This is a genomic window from Pelosinus sp. sgz500959, from assembly GCF_042610375.1.
Taxonomy (GTDB): Bacteria; Bacillota; Negativicutes; order DSM-13327; family DSM-13327; genus CTSoil-075.
Map to the genome: position 1 here is coordinate 25,599 of NZ_JBGJZL010000002.1, position 21,613 is coordinate 47,211.

Sequence of the window (21,613 nt, forward strand, 5' to 3'; positions counted from 1 at the left end):
AAGGAGAGTGTATAATGCAACATATAGGGATTTTGGGCAGCACTGGTTCCATTGGAACCCAAGCATTAGAAGTAATAGCCGCGAATCAAGATGATTTTTGCGTCACGGCTTTAGCTGCATATCATAATGATACATTATTAGAAGAACAAATCGAGTATTTTAAGCCAGAAATCGCTGTCCTTGTTGATCAGGCGGCTGCTGATCGACTCATTAGAAGATACTCAGGAGCAACCCGTATTTTAACTGGCGAAGAAGGTTTGTTGGAAGCGGCAACTCATTCTAAGATTGATACAGTACTTACTTCTCTGGTGGGATTTGCTGGATTAACACCAACCATTGCTGCCATTGAAGCTGGGAAAAATATTGCTTTAGCCAATAAGGAAACCTTAGTAGCGGCTGGTGAACTTGTGACAGCACTTGCAAAAGAAAAGGGTGTAAAAATTCTGCCCGTTGATAGTGAACATAGCGCGATCTTTCAATGTCTGCAAGGCGAAAATAAAGATCAGATCAGTCGTATTTTACTGACAGCATCAGGTGGTCCTTTTCGCGGATTGCATAGGAAAGATTTAGAGAACGTTACCCTTGAAGATTGCTTACGTCACCCAACGTGGTCAATGGGAAAAAAAATTACAGTGGATTCAGCTACACTTGCCAATAAAGGGTTAGAAGTTATTGAGGCCCATTGGCTCTTTGATGTTGATTATTCACAAATCGAGGTTGTTGTTCATCCTCAAAGTATTATTCATTCCATGGTCGAATTTAACGATGGATCCATTATTGCACAAATGGGAAAGGCTGATATGCGTGTACCCATTCAATACGCTTTTACATATCCAGACCGATCGTATACAAGTTATCCACGTCTTGACTTTAAGACATTAGCAACACTCACCTTTTCTGAGCCAGATTGTGTTGCATTTCCTGCCTTAGAACTTGCTTTTACGGCAGGACGTACTGGTGGAACTTTACCATGTGTATTTAATGCTGCTAATGAAGAAGCTGTATATGCCTTTTTGAAAGGTGAGCTTAGATTTCTTGATATTGCGGCAGTGATTGGCAGTGTGATGAAAAATCATGTGACGGTCCCTAGACCAAAGCTCAAAGATATTTATAATGCTGATTTATGGGCACGCACTCAGGCTTGTGACTTTTTAAAAACCATAAAATAATAAATGGAATCAATAGATTTGATAAGTAAAGGTAGCGTAGGTTTTTCGTTGCGTTTATATGATAATCAATAAGATAAGGGGGCGTTTTATTGTTAACGACAGCAGTGGCTACAATTTTTGTATTTGGTCTTTTGGTATTAGTTCATGAATTAGGCCATTTTTTTACAGCGAAGATGGTCGGAATGCGTGTGGATGAGTTTGCTATTGGGTTCGGGCCTAAAGTTATTAGCTATAAATATGGTGAGACTTTATACTCTTGGCGAATTATACCACTTGGCGGTTTTAACAAAATTGCGGGTATGGATCCTGAGGAAGAGCAAGATGAACAATCTTTTAATGCCAAATCTATACCAGCGAGGATGCTTGTGATTGTGGCTGGCTCTGCTATGAATTTTGTATTGCCCATCGTCTTATTTTTGACGATATTTTTGAATTCAGGTATTGATTCTCCAACAAATCAACCTATTATTGGGAATGTATTTGCGGATAAACCAGCAGCTCAGGCTGGACTGGTTGTGGATGATCGAATTGTAGCGGTCAATGATACTGAAATTGTGTCATGGCAACAATTTGTTAGCATTGTTCAAGTGAATCCTAACAATAAGTTAACTTTACGCTATGAGCATCAAGGAAAAATGCAAACAACAATCGTGACACCTGAATATGATGAGAAAGCTAATCGAGGCATTATTGGCATTATGCCTAAGCTAGAGAAATATCATCCTGGTGTTGTTGAAGCGATAGGTCTATCTTTTAAGCAAACCTATATGGTTGCAAGTAGTATGGTTGTTGGAATTGGACAAATGATTACTGGTAAAGCCGCTGCTGAAGTCGCTGGACCCATTGGTGTAGCTCAAATGGCTGGAGAAGTTGCACAATTAGGATTAATGCCCTTGTTGCAATTTGCTGCATTTCTCAGCATTAACTTAGGCCTGATTAACTTATTGCCAGTCCCTGTTCTTGATGGTGGACATTTAGTTACTTTGGCGATTGAAGGATTACGTGGAAAACCTTTAAACAAGAAACATCTGCAGTTTGTCCAAATGATCGGTTTTGCTTTACTCATGTTATTATTTCTTGTGGCTACATTTAAAGATATTGCCCGGCTAAAGTTATTTTAGTAACAATGACCGTTAAAAAGCTTTATCATGTTATAAAGCTTTATCATGTTATATAGTAAAGAAGTGGGTGGAATTATGGAGCGTAGAAAAACATCGTTGATATCCATTGGTAACGTACTGATTGGTGGATCATCCCCTGTGTCGGTACAATCGATGACGAATACTAAAACAGACAATGTGGAGGCTACTGTAGCACAGATTAAGGCATTAAGTTTAGTAGGTTGTGATATAGTGAGAGTAGCAGTACCAGATATAGCTGCTGCACGAGCGATCGCACAAATTAAATCAGCCGTAGATGTGCCATTAATTGCTGATATTCATTTTGATTATCGTCTTGCCCTCGCTGCGATGGAAAGTGGCGTGGATGCCTTACGCATAAATCCAGGAAATATTGGTGTGGAAGAACATGTTGCTCTAATTGTAAATCAGGCTAAAGAACGTCACATTCCCATTCGCATTGGAGTGAATGCTGGTTCTTTGGAAAAATCTATACTTGCTAAGTATGGGGGGCACCCTACACCAGCTGGTATGGTAGAAAGTGCGTTGCAGCATATTGCCATATTAGAGAAATTGGGATTCAATGATATTAAGATATCTTTAAAGGCCAATGATGTTCCCATGACCATTAAAGCCTATCAGTTGATGTCGAAGGCTGTGGATTATCCATTGCATTTAGGCATTACTGAAGCTGGCACAATCAAATCAGGTATCATTAAATCAGCAGTTGGTATTGGTGCTTTGCTGGCGCAAGGCATTGGCGATACCATCCGCGTATCCTTAACGGGTGATCCTGTGGAAGAAGTGCGAGCTGCCAATGAAATTTTAAAGTCATTGGGATTACGAGAATATGGTCCAACATTGGTATCGTGTCCGACTTGCGGACGCTGTAATATTGATTTAGCAGCCATTGCTGAGCAAGTCGAAAAAAAACTCACCACAATGAATAAACCATTAAAAGTTGCAGTCATGGGCTGTGTAGTCAATGGACCAGGGGAAGCCCGTGAGGCTGATATCGGACTTGCTGGTGGCAGAGGGCAAGGGATTATTTTTCGCAAAGGCGAAATTATACATACTGTTGCTGAAGATCAATTATTATCTGTATTATTTGCTGAAATTGATAAGCTTATTGAGGAGGAAAAATAATTTATGCGTGTGTCACAGTTATATGCTCCCACTTTGAGGGAAATACCGGCTGAAGCCGAAGTGGTTAGTCATCAATTAATGTTAAGGGCTGGTATGATTCGTAGAGCAGCTGGCGGTACCTATACCTATATGCCTCTTGCACTACGAATTTTAAGGAAAATTGAAAGTATTGTTCGTCAAGAAATGGATGCTAAAGGCGGACAGGAGCTATTAATGCCGATTATGCAGCCTGCTGAAATCTGGCGGGAAACTGGGCGTTGGGATGTATATGGCGATGAAATGTTTCGGTTAAAAGATCGTCATAACCGTGAGTTTTGCCTTGGGCCGACTCATGAAGAAATGATTACGACTTTGGTCAAGGCCGATGTACGATCTTATCGTCAATTACCGTTGCGCCTTTACCAGATTCAAAATAAATATCGTGATGAGCGGCGTCCACGCTTTGGTTTGATGCGTAGTCGTGAGTTTATCATGAAAGATTTATATTCATTTGATAAAGATGAAGAAGGACTCAATGAATCCTATGAAAAAATGTATGAGGCCTATACCAATGTATTTAACCGTTGTGGTCTCACATTTAGAGCTGTAGAAGCGGATGGTGGAGCAATTGGTGGTACTGGCACTCATGAATTTATGGTTATTGCTGATTCAGGTGAAGCCGCTATTGTCTATTGTCCAGTTTGTGACTACGCTGCAAATGTTGAAAAAGCTGAACTCAATCCAATCGATATGCCTGTAGAAGAATTAGAGGCTTTGACGATTGTCAGTACTCCTGGTACAAAATCCATTGAAGCCGTTGCTACATTACTTGATGTGAGTGCAGACAGAACGATTAAAACCATGGTATTTCAAACTGATAAAGGCTTGGTTTTAGCATTGGTTCGTGGTGATCATGAAGTCAATGAAGTTAAAATTCAAAACTTACTAGGCTGCTTAACAATTGAGCTAGCAGATGAAAAAGCAATAACAGAAGCCCTTGGAAGTGCTGCTGGCTTTATCGGTCCAGTTGGCACCTTGTGTTCCACTGTTATTGCTGATACTACGGTTATGAATATGTATAATGGAATATGTGGCGCTAATGTAGTAGATCAACATTACAAGAATGTGAATGCTACACGTGATTTTACTCCTACAATCGTCGGTGATATTCGTCACATTCAAGAAAATGATCCTTGCCCTCATTGTGCATTACCAGTAAAAACAGCTAGAGGTATTGAAGTCGGACAAGTCTTTAAACTCTATACTAAATATAGTAAAGCATTAAAAGCCACTTATCTTGATAATAATGGTAGAGAAGCTCCGATGGTAATGGGATGTTATGGTATTGGAGTGAGTCGTACAATGGCTGCAACAATTGAGCAGCACAATGATGAGTATGGTATTGTATGGCCAGCTGCCATTGCACCATATCATGTAGTGATTGTGCCGATCAGTGCCAAAGATGCGGCACAAATGTCCTTGGCTGAAAATATATATGAAAATTTAAATGCATATGGCGTTGAAACTTTATTAGATGATCGCAATGAGCGACCTGGTGTAAAGTTTAAAGATGCTGATTTGATTGGTTATCCCCTCAAGATAACTGTCGGTCCTAAAGCTACCAATGAGAATCTCATTGAAGTTAAGGTACGACGCACAGGTGAAATATTCAATTTTGCAATTGATAATTACCTGGATGAAGTTAAAAAATTGTTAGCTACCTTATAAATCATCAGTTTTGCCATTGTTTCCAAAGATCAGGACAGTAGCCGACAGTTGCAGCTACTGTCCCATTTCTAATAATGGGAGTTTTAAATAGTGCAGGATGTTCGAGCAGAATACTTTCTCGATTATGAACGATGTATTGTAAATTGCGTTTTTGGTATTCTTTACCTTGTGTATCAATAAGATCTTTAAGATCAATAAATCTTTGTACACTCTGTAATTCGCCTTTACTTAAGTTTTTTATTGTTAAATCAATAAACTGGTAACTAATTTTTCTTTCTTTAAAATATCGTTCTGCTTTACGCGTATCTTGACATTTTTTTGTACCAAATATTTGAATGTTCATAAATTCTCCTTATTTTATAAAATGATCTCTTATTAAAATATCCTATTCGGTAAATAAAAGCAATAAAATATCTGAGGTGTGAGATATGCTTCAAACAGAGTTTAAGGCAATTGTATTAAGTAATGAAATTGATTTAAATAAGATTGCTCAGCATTTTGGAATTGATCGTAAATTTAAATGGGAAGAGTCACTCGTACTTCATAGTGTGAACTTACAAGGCATAGTGCAGCAAACTGATATTAAAAAAGTATATATATTTTATTTTGGTAGCGTTGTATTCTTAAATTTTCAGCATCATGAAATCATGGATGTTATTAATTATATACAAAATATTGGGGTTGGTATCATTGATACCAATGGATTTAAATATGTTGATGAATATAAAATTGAAAGCAATCCAACTGGAATCTTTGCGATTAACAATGAATATATGGTAACTGGGGAACAAGCTGAATATCAATTTGATATTGTATCAACTGTTTTAGCCAAATCTGTTGCTTTAGATAAAATTGAAATGGATATTTCTTATCTTTTGGACGAAATTGAAGATGTTGTCAATGATCTTCATCAAGGTAAACTTGCAGTATCTGATGAAAAATTAGCAAAAATGTCGGCAAGTATTTTAGGGTTTAAATTAAGTGCGGTTTCCTATATCATGTTATTGGATAAACCAGCGATTACTTGGAATAATGAAGATGCTAGCGAGTTATTTGATGAACTGGTTGCTTTATTTGAACTTAGTGAGCGTTATGGCAATAATCGTCATAAAATCGATACACTTATGGATATTACAGAAGTTTTTTCAGGACTAGCTCATGCCAAACGAGGGACTCGTTTAGAATGGGCGGTTATTATTTTAATTTTGATTGAAATTGTTTTATCTGTATTTGATTTATTTTTCAAGCATAAGGTGCTATAAATAGATAGCCTGCTTATGAATGAGGGTATAGCTAGATATAGGTTGACCAAGAATGTTCCTAGCAATATAATGTAATTAACGTTAATATAAGGAGGAAGATCATTGAACACGATTAAGCAGATGTTACAATTGAAAACTTGGGCAGTAGTAGGTGCTACTGATAATAAAGAGAAGTTTGGATATAAAATTTTTAAAGTGATGTTGGAATCAGGGCTTGAAGTTTATCCTATTAATACAGGGGTGGCTGAAATTCTTGGACAAAAATGCTATCCAACATTGAAAGACTTACCTGTAAAGCCTGATGCTATCGATATGGTCGTACCACCAAGAGTCGGTGAGCAAATTTTACGTGAATGTGCTGAGCTTGGGATTCAAAATGTTTGGTTACAACCAGGAGCTGATACTCAATCTGTCATTAATTTGGCGAAAGAGTTAGGGCTTACAGTCGTTGATCATGCATGTATTATGGTGGAATTAAGAAATAAGGAGGCATAAGTATATGGCAAGTGTATTGAATGTTAATGATGAAACTTTCCAAGATGAAGTATTAGATTCAAAAGTACCTGTACTTGTAGATTTTTGGGCTCCTTGGTGCGGATACTGCACCAAACTTACACCTGTATTTGATGAATTGGCAGGTGAAATGGGTGAAAAGGTAAAATTCGTAAAAATTAATGTTGATGAGAATCGGGCAGTTGCACAAAAATACAGTGTAATGAGTTTACCAACCATGCTTTTCTTCAAAGAGGGTGAGCAAATCGAAAAATTAATGGGTTTTATGCCTAAATCCACAATTATTGGAAAGATTACACCTTTATTATAAGAAATAAAAAACACGGAACAGCAAGGCTGTTCCGTGTTTTTTTGTTCTAAATACAATATATTTTGAATAAAAGATAACATGGTCTTTCGTAGTGAATGATCTTGAATGTATTTTTAGTAGCTGGAGGGAAGATGTTTTGGCTAAAGTGGTGCTAGTAGGTTCACCCAATGTAGGAAAAAGTGTAATTTTTAACTATTTGACAGGTCAGTATGTAACAGTAGCAAATTATCCTGGTACCACTGTTGATATATCGCGTGGCTATAGTAAAATTAATGGTAAAAGATATGAAGTGGTCGATACCCCGGGTATATATTCCTTACTACCGATTACAGAAGAAGAAAAGGTAACTCGCAACTTATTATGTTTGGAAAAAGCGGATATTATTATACATGTAATTGATGGAAAAAATATTCAAAGAATGCTAAATATGACTTTGCAGTTGATTGATGCAGGTTTTCCTGTTATGTTGGATATTAATTTAATGGATGAGGCAAAAGAATATGGAATATATATTAATTTAGTTAAATTATCTGAAATTTTAAATATTCCAGTTGTTGGGACAATGGCGACAAAAAAAATTGGTTTAAGTAATTTGAAACAACTCATTGGACAGTATTCTTATTCTAAAAAAACATACACAGTAAAATTTACTGCTGAACTTGAAGAGATGATTACAGAAATTGAAAATTTGTTAAGGATTGATTATGGTCTTTCTCCTCGTATGGTTGCTCTTTTACTTTTGCAAAGAGATGAAAGTATACATCATTTAGCAAGTAAGGAATTTTTTATAGCAGAAATTTTAACGGTAGTAAAAAAGGCAGCAACTTTTTATGAATATGATATGGAATATGTTTTAACTGTAGAACGTCAGATGACCGTCGATGCTGTTTGCAGCGAGGTTCTAGAATATAGGAGTACAAGTGGACAAAATTTAGGGGATAAATTAGGTAAAATAACGAGAGAACCACTTACAGGTATACCTATTTTATTGATCATCTTATTTTTAGGATTATATCAATTTGTAGGAAAATTTGGTGCAGGATTTCTAGTTGATTATATGGATACAGCTGTTTTCTCTCAATACATTTATCCATTTGTAAAATTTACAATTGATCAGTATATCCCATGGGAGTGGCTACAATCCTTGATTATCGGCCAATATGGAATATTCTCACTAGGTTTTCGTTATGCATTTGTAATTGTTTTACCTATTATTGGAAGTTTTTTCTTGTTGTTTGCTATAATAGAAGATAGCGGATATTTACCGCGAGTTGCCATGTTACTTAATAAAATTTTTAAACCTTTGGGACTCAATGGTCGAGCTGTCATTCCTTTTGCTTTAGGACTGGGATGTGGTACAATGGCGGTCATGGTTACTCGCACGCTAGAAACACGTCGTGAAAGACTGCTAGCAACTTTTTTACTATCATTAGCAATACCCTGCTCAGCTCAGTTAGGGGTTATTTTGGCTTTACTATCTCATTCACCAGTGTCCCTTGTTATATGGGGAATGTATATAGGGATGATCTTTACAGTGGTTGGTTGGTTAAATGAAAAAATCTTATATGGAGCATCCAGTGCTTTTTATATGGAAATACCTCCTTTACGATTACCTCAACTTTCGAATATTGTAAATAAAGCTTTTATTCGGATGTGGTGGTATTTTATAGAAATATTGCCTGTATTTATGATGACGAGCTTAATCATTTGGTGCGGTGAACGAAGTGGTCTATTATTATATCTAGTACAAAGTGTAGAACCAGTTATGATATTACTTGGTCTACCAATCGAAACAGCCCACGTATTTTTATTAGGCTTTTTTCGCCGAGATTATGGAGCTGCAGGTTTATATGACCTATTTACTACGAATAGTCTAACAAATGAGCAATTACTGACCTGTAGTGTTATATTAACCTTATTTATGCCTTGTATTGCTCAAGTCGCTGTAATGATTAAGGAACGAGGGTGGTTGATAGCAGCAATGATGATTATGATCATTCTTTGTATCGCTTTCTTTGCAGGATGGTTATTACATTGTCTATTGTATTTAGGAAAAATTCATATATAGATTCCATTTTTAAATTGATCATATGATTGCTGATTGTCGTCTATAGAGATTTTGTTAATCGAGGGGTTGAAGTTTTGTGCTTGAATCGCTATCTCTAATTCATCTTCGAGTGGGACAAAAAGCACGTGTATTACGTTTACTACCAGTCGATGAAGGCCAATTACGTAAGTTAATCGTTTTTGGTATACTACCTGGGGTTGTAGTCGAAATATTACAAAGATATCCTCTCTATGTATTAAAAGTGGGGTATACACAAATTGCCTTAGATGATGATATTGTAAAAAACATCATTGTCACAAAATGAAAAATATATTATTTTAAAATTGATCTGGATAGTCCGATGCTTGATAGTTCTTGTTGATGATTTTGGGTTAAGTATAAGAAAAGACTTGGCTCATACCAAGTCTTTTCTTATACTTAGTCGCAGAAGCTGCAACCTTTTCCATCTATGACTTTGTTTAGGTCAATCATTAATGCATCAAGATCAATTCCATGGGCCGCTGCACCTTGCTCAATATTTTCAAAACGTGCAGCAGAGCAACCTAGACACCCCATGCCATAGTTGGTAAAAACATCAACAGTTTGTGGGTATACTTGTACAACTTCTAAAATACTCATTTTTGCAGTAATTAACATGATGGCAATCCTCCTAATTTTTATTAACCAAACATGACTTTCCAATATTATATCACAACAAGTTATCGATATATGCGTATTCACCCCTAGTATTTTTTTGTAATGTAGGGTAAACTAATTTAGTGATGAATAAGAGGGGGCTTGAAATGCTAAAAATGCGAAAGCAACAAGGATATATACTACTCGGCATACTCATTATTTTTTTATTTATGGCAGGTTCTAAACTCGGTACTAGCTCTGTTATAGCGAGCCGGAATGAGAACAATCTTATTAATCTTAAAGAGGTTCCTATCCTAAATTATCATAAAGTCGATGTATTAAATCATGCTTTATCTATTTCATCTCAAGAATTTGAAGAGCAGATGGAATATTTATATAAAAATGGCTATACAGCTATTACACCTGATCAATTAATGTCCTATTTAAAATATGGAAAAGAATTACCAACAAAACCGATTCTGATTACTTTTGATGATGGTTATCTTGATAATTATACGAATGCCTATCCTATTATGAAGAAATATGGTTTTACTGCAACTATATTTATAGTCACTAACCTGGTTGGTAGTGATCCAAGATTTATGACTTGGGATCAGGTTCGAGAAATGCAGCAAAATGGTATTGTTTTTGGATCTCACACAGTGAATCATCAATCGTTAACGGGTCTTAGTAATGAACAGATTATGAATGAACTCACTCAATCGCGAGAAGAAATTGCTCGTCAGCTTGGTAAGTCACCTAAATATTTTGCATATCCAACTGGCACATACAATCCTGAGATTGAAGAGATGGTCAGATCAGTCGGTTATAAGGCTGCGTTTACCATTAATTACGGTCAAGTAGGTGCTGATAGCGATTTATATGCCCTGGAACGTATTCCTATTTTTAAGGGACAAAAAACTTTTCGTAGCTTTTTTATTCGATTGAATGGTGCGCCGATCTTAGAGGGACTTGGTATTTATTAATTTTATAGTGTAAAAATGGACAAAAGGCCTAGTCAACAGGCCTTCTGTCCATTTTTTGTAAAAAAATAAGATTATTTCAAAAATAGAGAAGGATTTTTTTTCTCTGAATCGAATAGTAAAAGTGGGTCATAGTGGAGCAAAGTGGTGGATGTATAAATATGGTGGTGATAAGGCTATGTTGATGGGGGAATATCTGCATAGTATTGATGATAAAGGACGAATCATCTTGCCGGCTAAGTTTCGTGAGGAACTAGGAGCGAGTTTCGTTGTCACCAAAGGTCTTGATCATTGTCTATTTGTATATGATCAGAAAGAATGGGCTATTCTAGAAAGTAAGTTAAAACAATTACCCTTAGCAAAACCTGAGGCACGAGCTTTTATTCGATTCTTTTTTTCAGGTGGCGCTGAACTTGCATGTGATAAACAAGGAAGAGTCGTATTACCTAGTAATCTGAGAGAATACGCTCATATCGATAAAGATGTAGTGATTGTTGGTGTATCAAATCGTGTTGAAATATGGAATAAAGAAACTTGGGATAAGTATAACGAACAGATTGGCCCTACAGTGGCTCAAATTGCTGAGAATTTAGTGGATTTAGGAATATAAAGACTGTATATAAGATAAATATATAGTGTTGATAAAGGTGGTAAACTACGGTGGAATTTCATCATGTTAGTGTATTGTTAGAAGAAAGTGTATCTGCATTAGTAACGAATCCTGAAGGGGTTTATGTCGATTGTACCTTAGGTGGTAGCGGCCATGCTGCTAAGATTGTGAGCCAATTAAACTCTTTAGGTCGATTTATCGGGATTGATCAAGATCCAGCTGCCATTGAAACCGGAAAAAAAAGATTGGCTAATGCAAGTTGTCAAGTGGATATTGTACAAAGTAATTTTGAAAATATTGGTCGTGTTTTAGATGAGTTGCAGATTAATCAAGTAGATGGCATATTGTTTGATTTAGGAGTCTCATCCCATCAACTTGATATTGCTGAAAGAGGGTTCTCTTATATGCAAGATGCTCCGCTGGATATGCGTATGAACCCGACTGCAAAGTTCTCAGCATATGATGTTGTAAATCATTACTCTGAAGAGCAGTTAGCACAAATTATTATAGACTATGGCGAAGATCGTTGGGCAAAAAGAATTGCTAAATTTATTGTTGAAGGACGTATGAATCAGCCAATCGAGACAACAGGTGAATTGGTCACAGTGATAAAAAAGGCCATTCCCGCTGCAGCAAGACGTGATGGTCCCCATCCGGCGAAAAGAACTTTCCAAGCGATACGCATTGAGGTAAATAATGAACTAGGGATTTTAAAAGAAGCATTTACGACTTCGATTGAAAGATTGGCAATTGGTGGGCGATTGTGTATTATTACCTTTCATTCCTTGGAAGATCGTATTGCAAAACAAACACTGCAACAAATGGCAAAAGGATGTATTTGCCCAGTATCTTTACCTATATGTATGTGTAATCATAAACCGCAAATTAAAGTATTAGGTAAACCTAGAGTTCCATCAGCAATTGAGCTAGAAGAAAATCCTCGCGCACGAAGTGCTAAGTTGCGGGTTGCTGAAAAAATAGTTCAATAATAAGTCGTGTAATATCATAAAAATTTGGTCTAATTTTCAAGGAGGGGAGTATATATGTTAGTAAATCGAAAACAACAAAGTAATATTTATGAGCAACACGAAATCCCACCTGTTAGAAGGTCTTTGCCAAAACTTGATATTGCGCTACGCGCTAAGTGTTTAGCAACCGTTATGTTACTATTTGCAATTGCGATGGTTTCAACTGTACGCAGTGAAGCAATTGTTAGAAATGGTTATGATTTAGTACAGATGAAGTCGCAAGTCGTTAGTTTACAACGGGAGAATGAGCTATTAAGCCTTGATATTGCGAAATTAAAATCACCACAGCGCATTCAATCCATTGCGACAACTGAACTAGGTATGGTTGTACCCAAAGATGTATATTGTGCAGCGAATATTCCACAGAATGCCCCAACTAATACGGAGAAAGAAAAAGGTTTGGTTAGTCAAGTGGTCAATACTTTGAAGTCCAATAAAGGACTATAACTTCAACGGTAGGAGGAGAGGCTGTTGGCTTTATCCACACATGTTACCATTCGAAAACGGGTAACTTGTCTTTTCCTATTTATTGCAGTCATCATGGTAGCACTTGGTTTTCGTCTCATGTACCTTCAATTTTTTAAAAGTAATTGGTTAACTGAAAATGCCCTTGATCAGCGAATTCGAGATATTCCTGTAGAGTCAAAGCGGGGGACAATTTTTGATCGTAACGGTAGAGAACTCGGTGTAAGCATTAGTACGGAGTCTGTATATGCTATACCAGCTGAAATATTAGACGTAGATGAAACGGCAGCCAAGTTGGCTGCTATTTTGGCGTTAGATAGGGATAAACTATCTGAAAAATTAAGAAAACGTCAGGCTTTTACATGGATAAAACGTAAAGTGGATAATAATATGGCAAAGGATGTAAAAAGTCTGAACTTATCAGGGATTGGTCTGACTCAAGAAAGTCGGCGTTATTATCCTCAAGAAAATTTAGCATCTCATATATTAGGGTTTACGGGTATTGACAGCCAAGGGCTTGATGGCGTAGAGTTAACTTTTGATCATTATTTGAAAGGTCGTAGTGGTAGTATTGTCATTGAATATGATGCTCGAGGGCGAGAAATACCTTATGCATCCCATCGCTTTATTAAACCGATTGATGGGTATAATGTTTATTTAACAATTGACATCGTGATTCAACAAATTATTGAACGTCAGCTCGAACGAGTCATGCAAGAAACTGGTGCAAAGGCTGCTACCATCATCGCAATGGAACCTCATACTGGTGAAATATTGGCACTTGCAAATCGCCCTGATTATAATCCAAATCGGTTTGCCGAATATGCACCCAAATTATGGCGTAATATTGCTGTAGCTAATACATATGAACCTGGCTCAACCTTTAAAATTATTACAACAACAGCAGCTCTTGGGGAAAAGGTAGTGAGTTTGACCGATCGTTTTTTTGATCCTGGTTCCGTAGAAGTACAGGGACGTCATATCCATTGCTGGAAAGCTGGCGGACATGGCAGTGAAAGCTTTCAAGAGGTTGTAGAAAACTCATGTAATGTCGGTTTTGTTAATGTTGGTCTTAAACTCGGGAGTGATTCCTTCTATAAGTATTTAGATGCTTTTGGTTTAGGGCAACTGACAAATGTTGATCTAGCAGGTGAAGCAAAAGGAATTGTAATTGAAAAATCAAAGGTAAAACCTCTTGATATTGCAACAATGTCGATGGGACAGAGTATTGCTGTTACTCCTATGCAGTTAGCAACGGCAGTTGCAGCAGTTGCTAATGATGGTCAACGCCTAAGACCGCAAATTGTCAGAGAAGTAAGAGAGCAGACTGGAGAAGTCATCCGTGGTTTTCAACCTGATATTGTCACGCAAGTTGTTGATCCACAAACTGCCCAAGAAGTAAAAAAAGTATTAGAAAGTGTCGTTGAAAATGGTACCGGTAAAAGTGCATATCTTGATGGGTTTCGTATTGGAGGTAAGACTGGCACCGCGCAAAAAGTAGGATCTGGTGGTTATATGGCAGGCAAATATATAGCATCCTTTGCCGGCTTTACACCAGCAGATGATCCCAAAATTGTTATGTTAGTGGTTATCGATGAACCTGTTGGTTTATACTATGGTGGACAGATTGCTGCTCCTGCTTTTGCTGCTGTCATGAAAGATATCTTACAATATCTTAAAATTATGCCAGGTGATTTGAAAAAAACTGCTAGTGATAAGCAAGAAACTCACATCATAGTACCAAGTGTTATTAATTTATTGACTTCTGAGGCACAGCAAGAACTACATAAGGTCGGTTTGCAGGGGAGAATCGAAGAAATGGGTGATCGTATCGTTGATCAAATTCCTAAACCAGGCAGTCGTGTTCCTAAAGATTCAAGTGTACTGTTGTATACCATGACACCACGTTATGGAGTCGATGAAATTACTGTGCCTGATTGTGGGGGACGATCATTACGAGAAGTCATTGATTTACTGGCAGAAACAGGTTTGAGTGTTAAACCAGAAGGAATGGGTTTAAAAAGCTTCAAACAACAGCCATTACCAGGTGAAAAAGTACCTCCTGGAACAATTGTTACTGTATTTTTTGATTAAAAGATCAAAATCATAGGACTTTTTTAATTTGATCAATCACTTATCAAATTAAAAATAAGATTGATAGACATAAATTATAAATTATGGAATTAATCAATATAGCAATACGTTCTTTATTGTGATAAAATTGGTAATTACAGTAATAATAATAAAATGAGTCATAATCGTTGAGATATAGGAGGAATTTGACATGGCAAAAGCATTAAGAGACTTAGTCGCTTTATTACCTGATGCAAAAATTCAAGGGGAAGCAGATCTTTTGATTGAGGCATTGGCTCATGACTCAAGAAAAGTTGTACCAGGAACTTTATTTGTATGCTTAACAGGTTTCAAAACAGATGGTCACCAACACATTGCAGAGGCCTATGCACAAGGTGCAACTGCAGTACTTGTAGAAAAAGAGGTTGATCATATTCCAGAGAATTTGACAGTCATTACAGTTGCTGATACAAAGAAGGCGATCAGAATGATGACTCCCCATTTTTTTGGGTATCCTAGTCGTAAGTTGCGTATGATAGGAGTGACTGGTACAAATGGTAAAACGACAACGACCTATTTGCTGAAAAGTATTTTACAAGAAGCAGGATTTAAGGTCGGAGTGATCGGAACCATTCAAAATAGTATTGGTGAACGTATTGTTCCGAGTAAGAATACGACACCAGATGTGATTGATTTACAAAATCTTTTAACTGAAATGGTAGAAAATCAAGTCGATTATGTTGTCATGGAAGTATCATCTCATGCTTTAGAGCTTGAACGAGTCGCTGGTTGTGAGTTTGATGTTGGTATTTTTACGAATTTAACTCGTGATCATTTAGACTTTCATGTGACATTTGAGAATTATCTATCTGCAAAGGCAAAATTATTTCAGTCTCTTAGTGGCGAAGAAAATTATAAAAAGGGAAAAACTGCTATCATTAATGTAGATGATGAAGCTGCTGCTACTATTCTGCAACGCACCCAATGCAATACGATAACGTATGGGATCCATGCTGATGCTAATCTAAAAGCAGATCATGTCAATATACAGTCAACTGGAGCGCAGTTTGATATTAAGAGCAGCTCTTTTGGTCTCATGCCATTGGATCTTAAGATTACGGGGTTATTTAATGTCTACAATGTATTGGCAGCTGTTGGTGCAGCTTTCGCTGAGGGGATCGATCATCAGGTTATTAAAAAAACTCTTGAAAAGTTCCAAAGCGTCCCAGGACGTTTTGAACTTGTTCAGGTTGGCCAATCCTTTAGTGTGATTGTTGACTATGCACACACGCCTGATGGATTAGAAAATATTCTAAGAACTGCAAAACAGATCGCTAAGAAAAAAATTATTGTAGTATTTGGTTGTGGCGGTGATCGTGATCGAACGAAACGACCTATTATGGGCAAAATTGCTGCTGAGTATGGTGATATTGTCATTGCTACATCTGATAATCCTCGGAGTGAAGATCCCGATCTTATTCTGAATGAAATTGAGATTGGCATAAAAACTGGACTCACTGGGGGAAAAATCTATGAGAAAATTACTGATCGTCGTCAAGCTATTGAGCGAGCCTTACATATGGCTGAGATTGATGATATTGTAATCATTGCTGGTAAAGGGCATGAAGATTATCAAATTCTTAAAGATCGCACGATTTCCTTTGATGATAAAGAAGTGGCTAGGGAAATCATCAAGGAGATGATATAATGGCAAGGTTTACAATTCATGAAGTTTGCTTGGCCACCAAGGGTGTAGCCAGTGGAACTGTTCATGATGTTTTTACGCGAATTTCGACTGATACACGCGATGTTAAGCCCGGTGATTTATTCATTCCCTTGGTTGGTGAAACCTTTGATGGTCATGATTTTATTGAACAAGCAGTCAAAAATGGGGCTATCGGTGTTATTACGAGTCGTCCAAATCAAAAAAATCCATCTAATATCAGTGTGATCTTAGTTGATGATACACTTACGGCTTTACAAGATTTAGCGCGTTTTCATCGACAACGGTTTAGCATACCTATTGTTGCGATTACAGGGTCTAATGGTAAAACTACAACCAAAGATATGACCGCAGCCATTCTAAGTAGCCGGTTTAAGGTTTTAAAGACAAAAGCCAATTATAATAATGAAATTGGATTACCTTTAACTCTTTTAGAATTGACAGATGAACATGAAGTTGCAGTTGTGGAGATGGGGATGAGAGGCAAGGGACAAATTAGCCAATTAGCGCATATTGCTCTACCAACGATCGCTGTCATTACAAATGTTGGTGAGACCCATATTGAATTACTTGGTTCAATCGAGGCCATTGCTTCAGCTAAAGCTGAACTATTAGAAGTTATTCCTGAAAATGGTTTAACCATATTAAATGGGGATGATGACTATGTGAAGGCGATGGCGATGCACGTAACGAGTCGACTTTCTTTATTTGGTTTGGAATGTGGAGAGATAAGAGGAGATAAAATTCATGCTGATATTTCCAGCATGAATTTTGAATGTCATTCGATTCAAGGCGTTTTTTCTGTGCATCTTCCTACTGTTGGCAGGCATAATATATATAATGCCTTGGCTGCCATTGCTGTTGGCTTGGAAGTCGGTTTGAATTTTGAAGAAATTTGTGCGGGCTTAAGTCAGTTTAATGCCAGTCCCATGAGGCTACATATTGAAAAAATTGGTGATTATACTGTGATCAATGATGCTTATAATGCCAGTCCTATGTCAATGTTAGCTGCGATAAATACTCTCGGGGAAATTGCTATAAACAGAAAAGTAGCTGTATTGGGTGATATGTTAGAACTTGGTCATATTGGTGTGGAAGCTCACCGGCAGATTGGAGAAAAATTAGCACAATGTCATATTGATATTGTGGTCACTGTCGGTACATTAGCAAGTCATATTGCTCAGTCTGCTAAGGAACATGGGCTAGCAATGAGCATTGCTTGTCATAGCCATGATGAAGCGCAGGAAAGATTAAAAAAAATCATTCAACCTGGTGATACTATTTTGATTAAAGGATCACGAGGAATGAAAATGGAGAATATCATTACAATGTTTCGTTAAAAATTTGGGAGGTAATTATGCAAGAATTGTTGTATGCCTTAGGGATGGCATTTGTGATAGCATTAGTTGTTGGCCCCCTTGTTATTCCTTTGCTTAGGCGTTTGAAATTTGGTCAGAGCATCCGAGAGGATGGTCCTGAACGGCATTTTGCAAAGGCAGGAACTCCTACCATGGGTGGTATTATTATTTTAATTGCATTCGTGGTGCCTGTTTTAATTTATGGTGGTAATAATAATGAGATATGGTTGGCATTATTTGTAACCTTAGGCCATGGTTTAATTGGTTTCATTGACGATTTTATAAAAGTTGTTTTAAAACGTTCTCTTGGTCTCAAGGCTAGACAAAAACTTTTAGGGCAAATCATTATGGCTGTTGCCTTGTCATATATTGCTACGAACTATATGGGACGTGGTACTGATTTGTGGATACCAATACTTGATATGAATCTTGAACTTGGTCCCTTATATTATGTCTTAATCTTTTTTGTGCTAGTCGGTACGACTAATGCTGTAAATCTAACTGATGGCCTTGATGGTTTAGCTGCTGGTACTACCACTGTAGCAGCATTAGCTTATACTGTGATTGCTATGAGTTTTGGAAAACCTCACTTGGCGATTTTGTGTGTATCACTCGCTGGCGCTAGTCTTGGATTTTTAAAATATAATGCTCATCCAGCGAAGATCTTTATGGGGGATACCGGTTCATTAGCTTTGGGTGGTGCATTAGCAGCTGTGGCAGTGATGACTAAAACTGAAATCCTTCTTGCTATTGTAGGTGGTGTATTTGTTTTTGAAGCATTGTCGGTTATTATACAAGTTATTTCATTTAAATTAACAGGAAAACGAGTCTTTCGCATGAGCCCTATCCACCATCATTTTGAATTGTCAGGTTGGTCAGAAGTTAAGGTAGTAACTGTTTTTTGGTTGACAGGAATTCTTTTTAGTGCAATTGCTTTACTCATTTTAGCTATTAGTCGGGGAGGAATATAATATGCCTTTTACGAATAAAAAAGTATTAGTTCTCGGTGCAGGGGTAAGTGGTATTTCAGTTGCCCATGTTTTACAAAATAAAGGTGCGCAAGTTGTATTAAGTGATGCTAAGGCAGAATATTTATTTAAAAATACGAATTTTAGCCTCCCTCGTGAGTGTGGTGTTATATTGGCTTTAGGCAGACAAGATGAAGAATTACTTGAAGGGATTGATTATGTAGTTGTATCACCTGGTATATCGATTCATATCCCTCTTATAGCGGCAGCCCAAAATAAAGGGATCACCATTATGAGCGAAATTGAAGTCGCCTATCGCTTGTGTACAGTACCAATTGTCGCTATTACTGGAACTAATGGTAAAACTACGACAACCACGCTGGTTGGCGAGATGGTTAAAACTATGGGGCGTGATGTGGTTGTAGGCGGTAATATTGGTTTGGCATTATCTCAAGAAGTCGCACAAGTCAAGAATGATGGTATTGTCATTGCTGAAATATCTAGTTTTCAGCTAGAAGGAATTATTGATTTTAAACCGCATATTGCTGCTGTTTTGAATATTACTCCTGATCATTTGGATCGTCATTATTCTATGGAAAATTATGTCGCGATGAAAGAACGAGTTTTTGCCAATCAAACTCAGGATGACTATATGGTTCTCAATTATGATGATCCTATAGTTCGTGATATGGAGAGTCGAGTGCCTTCTAAAGTATTTTTCTTCAGTCGACAAACAGAGTTAACAACAGGAATTTTTATAAAAGATGGGATCATTACAATAAACTGGAATAATAAAGTGATTCCAGTGTGTTCTGTTGATCAGATACAATTGCGAGGTAATCATAATGTTGAAAATGTTTTAGCAGCTTGCAGTATTGGCTTTTTAACAGGGGTTAAATTAGAGGATATGGTGCAAACTATACATGACTTCTCTGGTGTTGAGCATCGCATTGAAATGGTTATGAGTATCGATGATGTTGTTTATTATAATGATTCAAAAGCAACTAATCCTGAATCTTCGATTAAAGCACTAGAATCCTTTGAAAAAAATATCATTTTAATTGCTGGAGGACGAGATAAAAATACAGATTTAACAGCATTTATGAATCTCGCTCACGAGAAAGTAGATCATTTGATTTTGATTGGTGAGGCTACTGAGCGTTTTAAAATAGCGGCCCAGCAGCATGATGTAAAAAATATACATAGTGTAGTGAGTTTGGCTGATGCGGTGTCTTTGGCTCATCAATTGGCGAAAAAACCTCAAGTGGTTTTGTTATCACCAGCATGTGCGAGTTACGATATGTTCCGCAGTTACGAAGAACGAGGTAGATTGTTTAAAGAGTTGGTTTGTGACTTGAAATAGGCTCCAATGATATGTTAGGGGGGAGTTGCTTTGACGGTTAGACCTAAGTCGCTGGATTTCATGCTTTTTTTCACTGTGATTGCATTATTAAGTTTTGGTGTAGTCATGGTATATAGCTCAAGCGCTGTCTCAGCCTATGTCAACTTCAATGATAGTTATTATTTTCTAAAGCGCCAAATTATCTGGGTGACTTTAGGAATTATTGCCATGCTATTGACTTTAAATATTGATTATCATGCATGGCGAAAGTTAGCTACACCAACTTTGATCGTGACAATTATACTATTGATTTTAGTGTTGATACCAGGATTGGGAAAAGTTGTTAATGGTGCTCGTAGGTGGTTAGGATTTGGTTCTTTATATTTACAACCATCAGAAATTGCTAAGCTGGGCATGGTGGTATTCTGCTCAGCCAGTTTAGCGCGACATCAGGATAAAATAACTAGCTTTATGAAAGGCCTTGTTCCACAGCTCATGATCTTATTAGTGGTATTTGGTTTAATTTTAAAGGAGCCCGATCTTGGTACTGCACTAGCAATTGGTGGAACTATTTTTATATTACTCTTTACTGCAGGAGCAAAATTATCTCATTTGACATCTCTTGGTCTCGTCGGTATTATTGGCATTATTGCTGCCATCATTCTTGAGCCATATCGTCTCAAGAGATTATTGGCTTTTAGTAATCCATGGGCCGATCCTCTTGATACAGGTTACCATATCATTCAATCCTTATATGCCCTAGGATCAGGTGGTATATTTGGTGTAGGCCTTGGACGTAGTCGTGAAAAATTTCTATATTTACCTGAACCTCATACGGATTTTATTTTTGCTATTTTAGGAGAAGAGTTAGGTTTTATTGGAACAATAACAGTGATATTATTATTTTTTTTATTTGCATGGCGCGGTTTTAAAGTAGCTATAGAAGCACCTGATCTTTATGGTAGCATGTTGGCCGCAGGTTTAACGACAATGATTATTATGCAAGCACTGATGAATATTGCTGTAGTGACCGCTTCCATGCCAGTGACTGGGATACCATTACCCTTTATTAGCTTTGGCGGGTCTGCATTAATATTTACTTTAACTGGAGTTGGTATCTTGTTAAATATATCAAGATATATACATGATAAATAA

General features: G+C 37.1%; 21 protein-coding genes. 19 read left to right on the top strand and 2 right to left on the bottom strand.

Annotated elements, in window-relative coordinates:
* The first annotated feature begins 14 nt into the window (after positions 1–14).
* From ACAN52_RS02795 to ACAN52_RS02810, 4 genes are all read left to right on the top strand, one after another.
* Positions 15–1,169: a 1-deoxy-D-xylulose-5-phosphate reductoisomerase gene (locus tag ACAN52_RS02795; protein WP_378951913.1), complete on the top strand. Its 1,155-nt coding sequence runs from the start codon at positions 15–17 to the stop codon at positions 1,167–1,169.
* A gap of 89 nt (positions 1,170–1,258) precedes the next feature.
* A complete protein-coding gene (gene rseP / locus ACAN52_RS02800) occupies positions 1,259–2,290 on the top strand; it encodes an RIP metalloprotease RseP (protein ID WP_378951916.1) in 1,032 nt (343 codons plus the stop codon).
* 75 nt (positions 2,291–2,365) lie between these two features.
* Positions 2,366–3,433, top strand: a complete 1,068-nt coding sequence (gene ispG, locus ACAN52_RS02805; protein WP_378951919.1) for a flavodoxin-dependent (E)-4-hydroxy-3-methylbut-2-enyl-diphosphate synthase — start codon at positions 2,366–2,368, stop codon at positions 3,431–3,433.
* Positions 3,434–3,436: 3 nt separating this feature from the next.
* Positions 3,437–5,140: a proline--tRNA ligase gene (locus ACAN52_RS02810; protein WP_378951922.1), complete on the top strand. Its 1,704-nt coding sequence runs from the start codon at positions 3,437–3,439 to the stop codon at positions 5,138–5,140.
* 4 nt (positions 5,141–5,144) lie between these two features.
* Here ACAN52_RS02810 and ACAN52_RS02815 read toward each other — a convergent pair whose 3' ends face one another.
* Positions 5,145–5,483 (bottom strand): arsenate reductase family protein, encoded by a 339-nt coding sequence (locus ACAN52_RS02815; RefSeq protein ID WP_378951925.1) that lies wholly within the window; start codon positions 5,481–5,483, stop codon positions 5,145–5,147.
* An 85-nt stretch (positions 5,484–5,568) separates the two neighbouring features.
* On the opposite strand from ACAN52_RS02815, the gene ACAN52_RS02820 reads away from it, so the two are divergent.
* From ACAN52_RS02820 to ACAN52_RS02840, 5 genes are all read left to right on the top strand, one after another.
* Positions 5,569–6,402 (top strand): RMD1 family protein, encoded by an 834-nt coding sequence (locus ACAN52_RS02820; protein WP_378951927.1) that lies wholly within the window; start codon positions 5,569–5,571, stop codon positions 6,400–6,402.
* A 102-nt stretch (positions 6,403–6,504) separates the two neighbouring features.
* Positions 6,505–6,897: a CoA-binding protein gene (locus tag ACAN52_RS02825; protein WP_378951930.1), complete on the top strand. Its 393-nt coding sequence runs from the start codon at positions 6,505–6,507 to the stop codon at positions 6,895–6,897.
* Positions 6,898–6,901: 4 nt separating this feature from the next.
* Positions 6,902–7,225 carry a thioredoxin gene (trxA, locus tag ACAN52_RS02830; RefSeq protein ID WP_378951933.1) on the top strand — a complete coding sequence of 108 codons (324 nt, stop codon included), beginning with the start codon at positions 6,902–6,904 and terminating at the stop codon, positions 7,223–7,225.
* A gap of 145 nt (positions 7,226–7,370) precedes the next feature.
* Entirely contained in the window at positions 7,371–9,293 is a 1,923-nt protein-coding gene (gene feoB, locus ACAN52_RS02835) for a ferrous iron transport protein B (protein ID WP_378953083.1), read from the top strand.
* Between the two features lie 76 nt (positions 9,294–9,369).
* Positions 9,370–9,597 carry a ferrous iron transport protein A gene (locus tag ACAN52_RS02840; RefSeq protein ID WP_378951936.1) on the top strand — a complete coding sequence of 76 codons (228 nt, stop codon included), beginning with the start codon at positions 9,370–9,372 and terminating at the stop codon, positions 9,595–9,597.
* A gap of 113 nt (positions 9,598–9,710) precedes the next feature.
* On the opposite strand, the gene ACAN52_RS02845 is transcribed toward ACAN52_RS02840, so the two are convergent.
* The gene (locus ACAN52_RS02845; RefSeq protein ID WP_378951939.1) at positions 9,711–9,929 is read right to left on the bottom strand and encodes a DUF1858 domain-containing protein; all 219 of its coding nucleotides are present in this window, start codon (positions 9,927–9,929) and stop codon (positions 9,711–9,713) included.
* Positions 9,930–10,075: 146 nt separating this feature from the next.
* Between ACAN52_RS02845 and ACAN52_RS02850 the strand changes: the two genes are divergently transcribed.
* The 10 genes from ACAN52_RS02850 to spoVE all read left to right on the top strand — a co-directional run bounded on the left by ACAN52_RS02850 (position 10,076) and on the right by spoVE (position 21,613).
* Positions 10,076–10,894, top strand: a complete 819-nt coding sequence (locus tag ACAN52_RS02850; protein WP_378951942.1) for a polysaccharide deacetylase family protein — start codon at positions 10,076–10,078, stop codon at positions 10,892–10,894.
* A 175-nt stretch (positions 10,895–11,069) separates the two neighbouring features.
* A complete protein-coding gene (gene mraZ, locus ACAN52_RS02855; protein WP_378953085.1) occupies positions 11,070–11,501 on the top strand; it encodes a division/cell wall cluster transcriptional repressor MraZ in 432 nt (143 codons plus the stop codon).
* Positions 11,502–11,551: 50 nt separating this feature from the next.
* A complete protein-coding gene (rsmH, locus tag ACAN52_RS02860; protein ID WP_378951945.1) occupies positions 11,552–12,490 on the top strand; it encodes a 16S rRNA (cytosine(1402)-N(4))-methyltransferase RsmH in 939 nt (312 codons plus the stop codon).
* Positions 12,491–12,544: 54 nt separating this feature from the next.
* Positions 12,545–12,976 (top strand): cell division protein FtsL, encoded by a 432-nt coding sequence (locus ACAN52_RS02865; RefSeq protein ID WP_378951948.1) that lies wholly within the window; start codon positions 12,545–12,547, stop codon positions 12,974–12,976.
* A gap of 24 nt (positions 12,977–13,000) precedes the next feature.
* The gene (locus ACAN52_RS02870) at positions 13,001–15,088 is read left to right on the top strand and encodes a stage V sporulation protein D (protein WP_378951951.1); all 2,088 of its coding nucleotides are present in this window, start codon (positions 13,001–13,003) and stop codon (positions 15,086–15,088) included.
* Between the two features lie 190 nt (positions 15,089–15,278).
* A complete protein-coding gene (locus tag ACAN52_RS02875; protein ID WP_378951954.1) occupies positions 15,279–16,775 on the top strand; it encodes a UDP-N-acetylmuramoyl-L-alanyl-D-glutamate--2,6-diaminopimelate ligase in 1,497 nt (498 codons plus the stop codon).
* Complete coding sequence (gene murF, locus ACAN52_RS02880; RefSeq protein ID WP_378951957.1) at positions 16,775–18,130, top strand: UDP-N-acetylmuramoyl-tripeptide--D-alanyl-D-alanine ligase; 1,356 nt, start codon at positions 16,775–16,777, stop codon at positions 18,128–18,130. The genes ACAN52_RS02875 and murF overlap by 1 nt, the downstream gene beginning before the upstream one ends.
* Before the next feature lie 17 nt (positions 18,131–18,147).
* Complete coding sequence (gene mraY, locus ACAN52_RS02885) at positions 18,148–19,119, top strand: phospho-N-acetylmuramoyl-pentapeptide-transferase (protein ID WP_378951960.1); 972 nt, start codon at positions 18,148–18,150, stop codon at positions 19,117–19,119.
* A gap of 1 nt (position 19,120) precedes the next feature.
* Positions 19,121–20,479 carry a UDP-N-acetylmuramoyl-L-alanine--D-glutamate ligase gene (murD, locus tag ACAN52_RS02890; RefSeq protein ID WP_378951963.1) on the top strand — a complete coding sequence of 453 codons (1,359 nt, stop codon included), beginning with the start codon at positions 19,121–19,123 and terminating at the stop codon, positions 20,477–20,479.
* Positions 20,480–20,509: 30 nt separating this feature from the next.
* Positions 20,510–21,613 carry a stage V sporulation protein E gene (spoVE, locus tag ACAN52_RS02895; protein WP_378951966.1) on the top strand — a complete coding sequence of 368 codons (1,104 nt, stop codon included), beginning with the start codon at positions 20,510–20,512 and terminating at the stop codon, positions 21,611–21,613.

Coding starts and splice junctions, on each gene's coding strand:
- ACAN52_RS02795 (WP_378951913.1), top strand. CDS start 15: ATGCAACATATAGGGATTTTGGGCAGCACTGGTTCCATTGGAACCCAA.
- ispG (WP_378951919.1), top strand. CDS start 2,366: ATGGAGCGTAGAAAAACATCGTTGATATCCATTGGTAACGTACTGATT.
- ACAN52_RS02810 (WP_378951922.1), top strand. CDS start 3,437: ATGCGTGTGTCACAGTTATATGCTCCCACTTTGAGGGAAATACCGGCT.
- ACAN52_RS02815 (WP_378951925.1), bottom strand. CDS start 5,483: ATGAACATTCAAATATTTGGTACAAAAAAATGTCAAGATACGCGTAAA.
- ACAN52_RS02820 (WP_378951927.1), top strand. CDS start 5,569: ATGCTTCAAACAGAGTTTAAGGCAATTGTATTAAGTAATGAAATTGAT.
- trxA (WP_378951933.1), top strand. CDS start 6,902: ATGGCAAGTGTATTGAATGTTAATGATGAAACTTTCCAAGATGAAGTA.
- ACAN52_RS02845 (WP_378951939.1), bottom strand. CDS start 9,929: ATGTTAATTACTGCAAAAATGAGTATTTTAGAAGTTGTACAAGTATAC.
- ACAN52_RS02850 (WP_378951942.1), top strand. CDS start 10,076: ATGCTAAAAATGCGAAAGCAACAAGGATATATACTACTCGGCATACTC.
- mraZ (WP_378953085.1), top strand. CDS start 11,070: ATGTTGATGGGGGAATATCTGCATAGTATTGATGATAAAGGACGAATC.
- ACAN52_RS02865 (WP_378951948.1), top strand. CDS start 12,545: ATGTTAGTAAATCGAAAACAACAAAGTAATATTTATGAGCAACACGAA.
- ACAN52_RS02875 (WP_378951954.1), top strand. CDS start 15,279: ATGGCAAAAGCATTAAGAGACTTAGTCGCTTTATTACCTGATGCAAAA.
- murF (WP_378951957.1), top strand. CDS start 16,775: ATGGCAAGGTTTACAATTCATGAAGTTTGCTTGGCCACCAAGGGTGTA.
- mraY (WP_378951960.1), top strand. CDS start 18,148: ATGCAAGAATTGTTGTATGCCTTAGGGATGGCATTTGTGATAGCATTA.
- murD (WP_378951963.1), top strand. CDS start 19,121: ATGCCTTTTACGAATAAAAAAGTATTAGTTCTCGGTGCAGGGGTAAGT.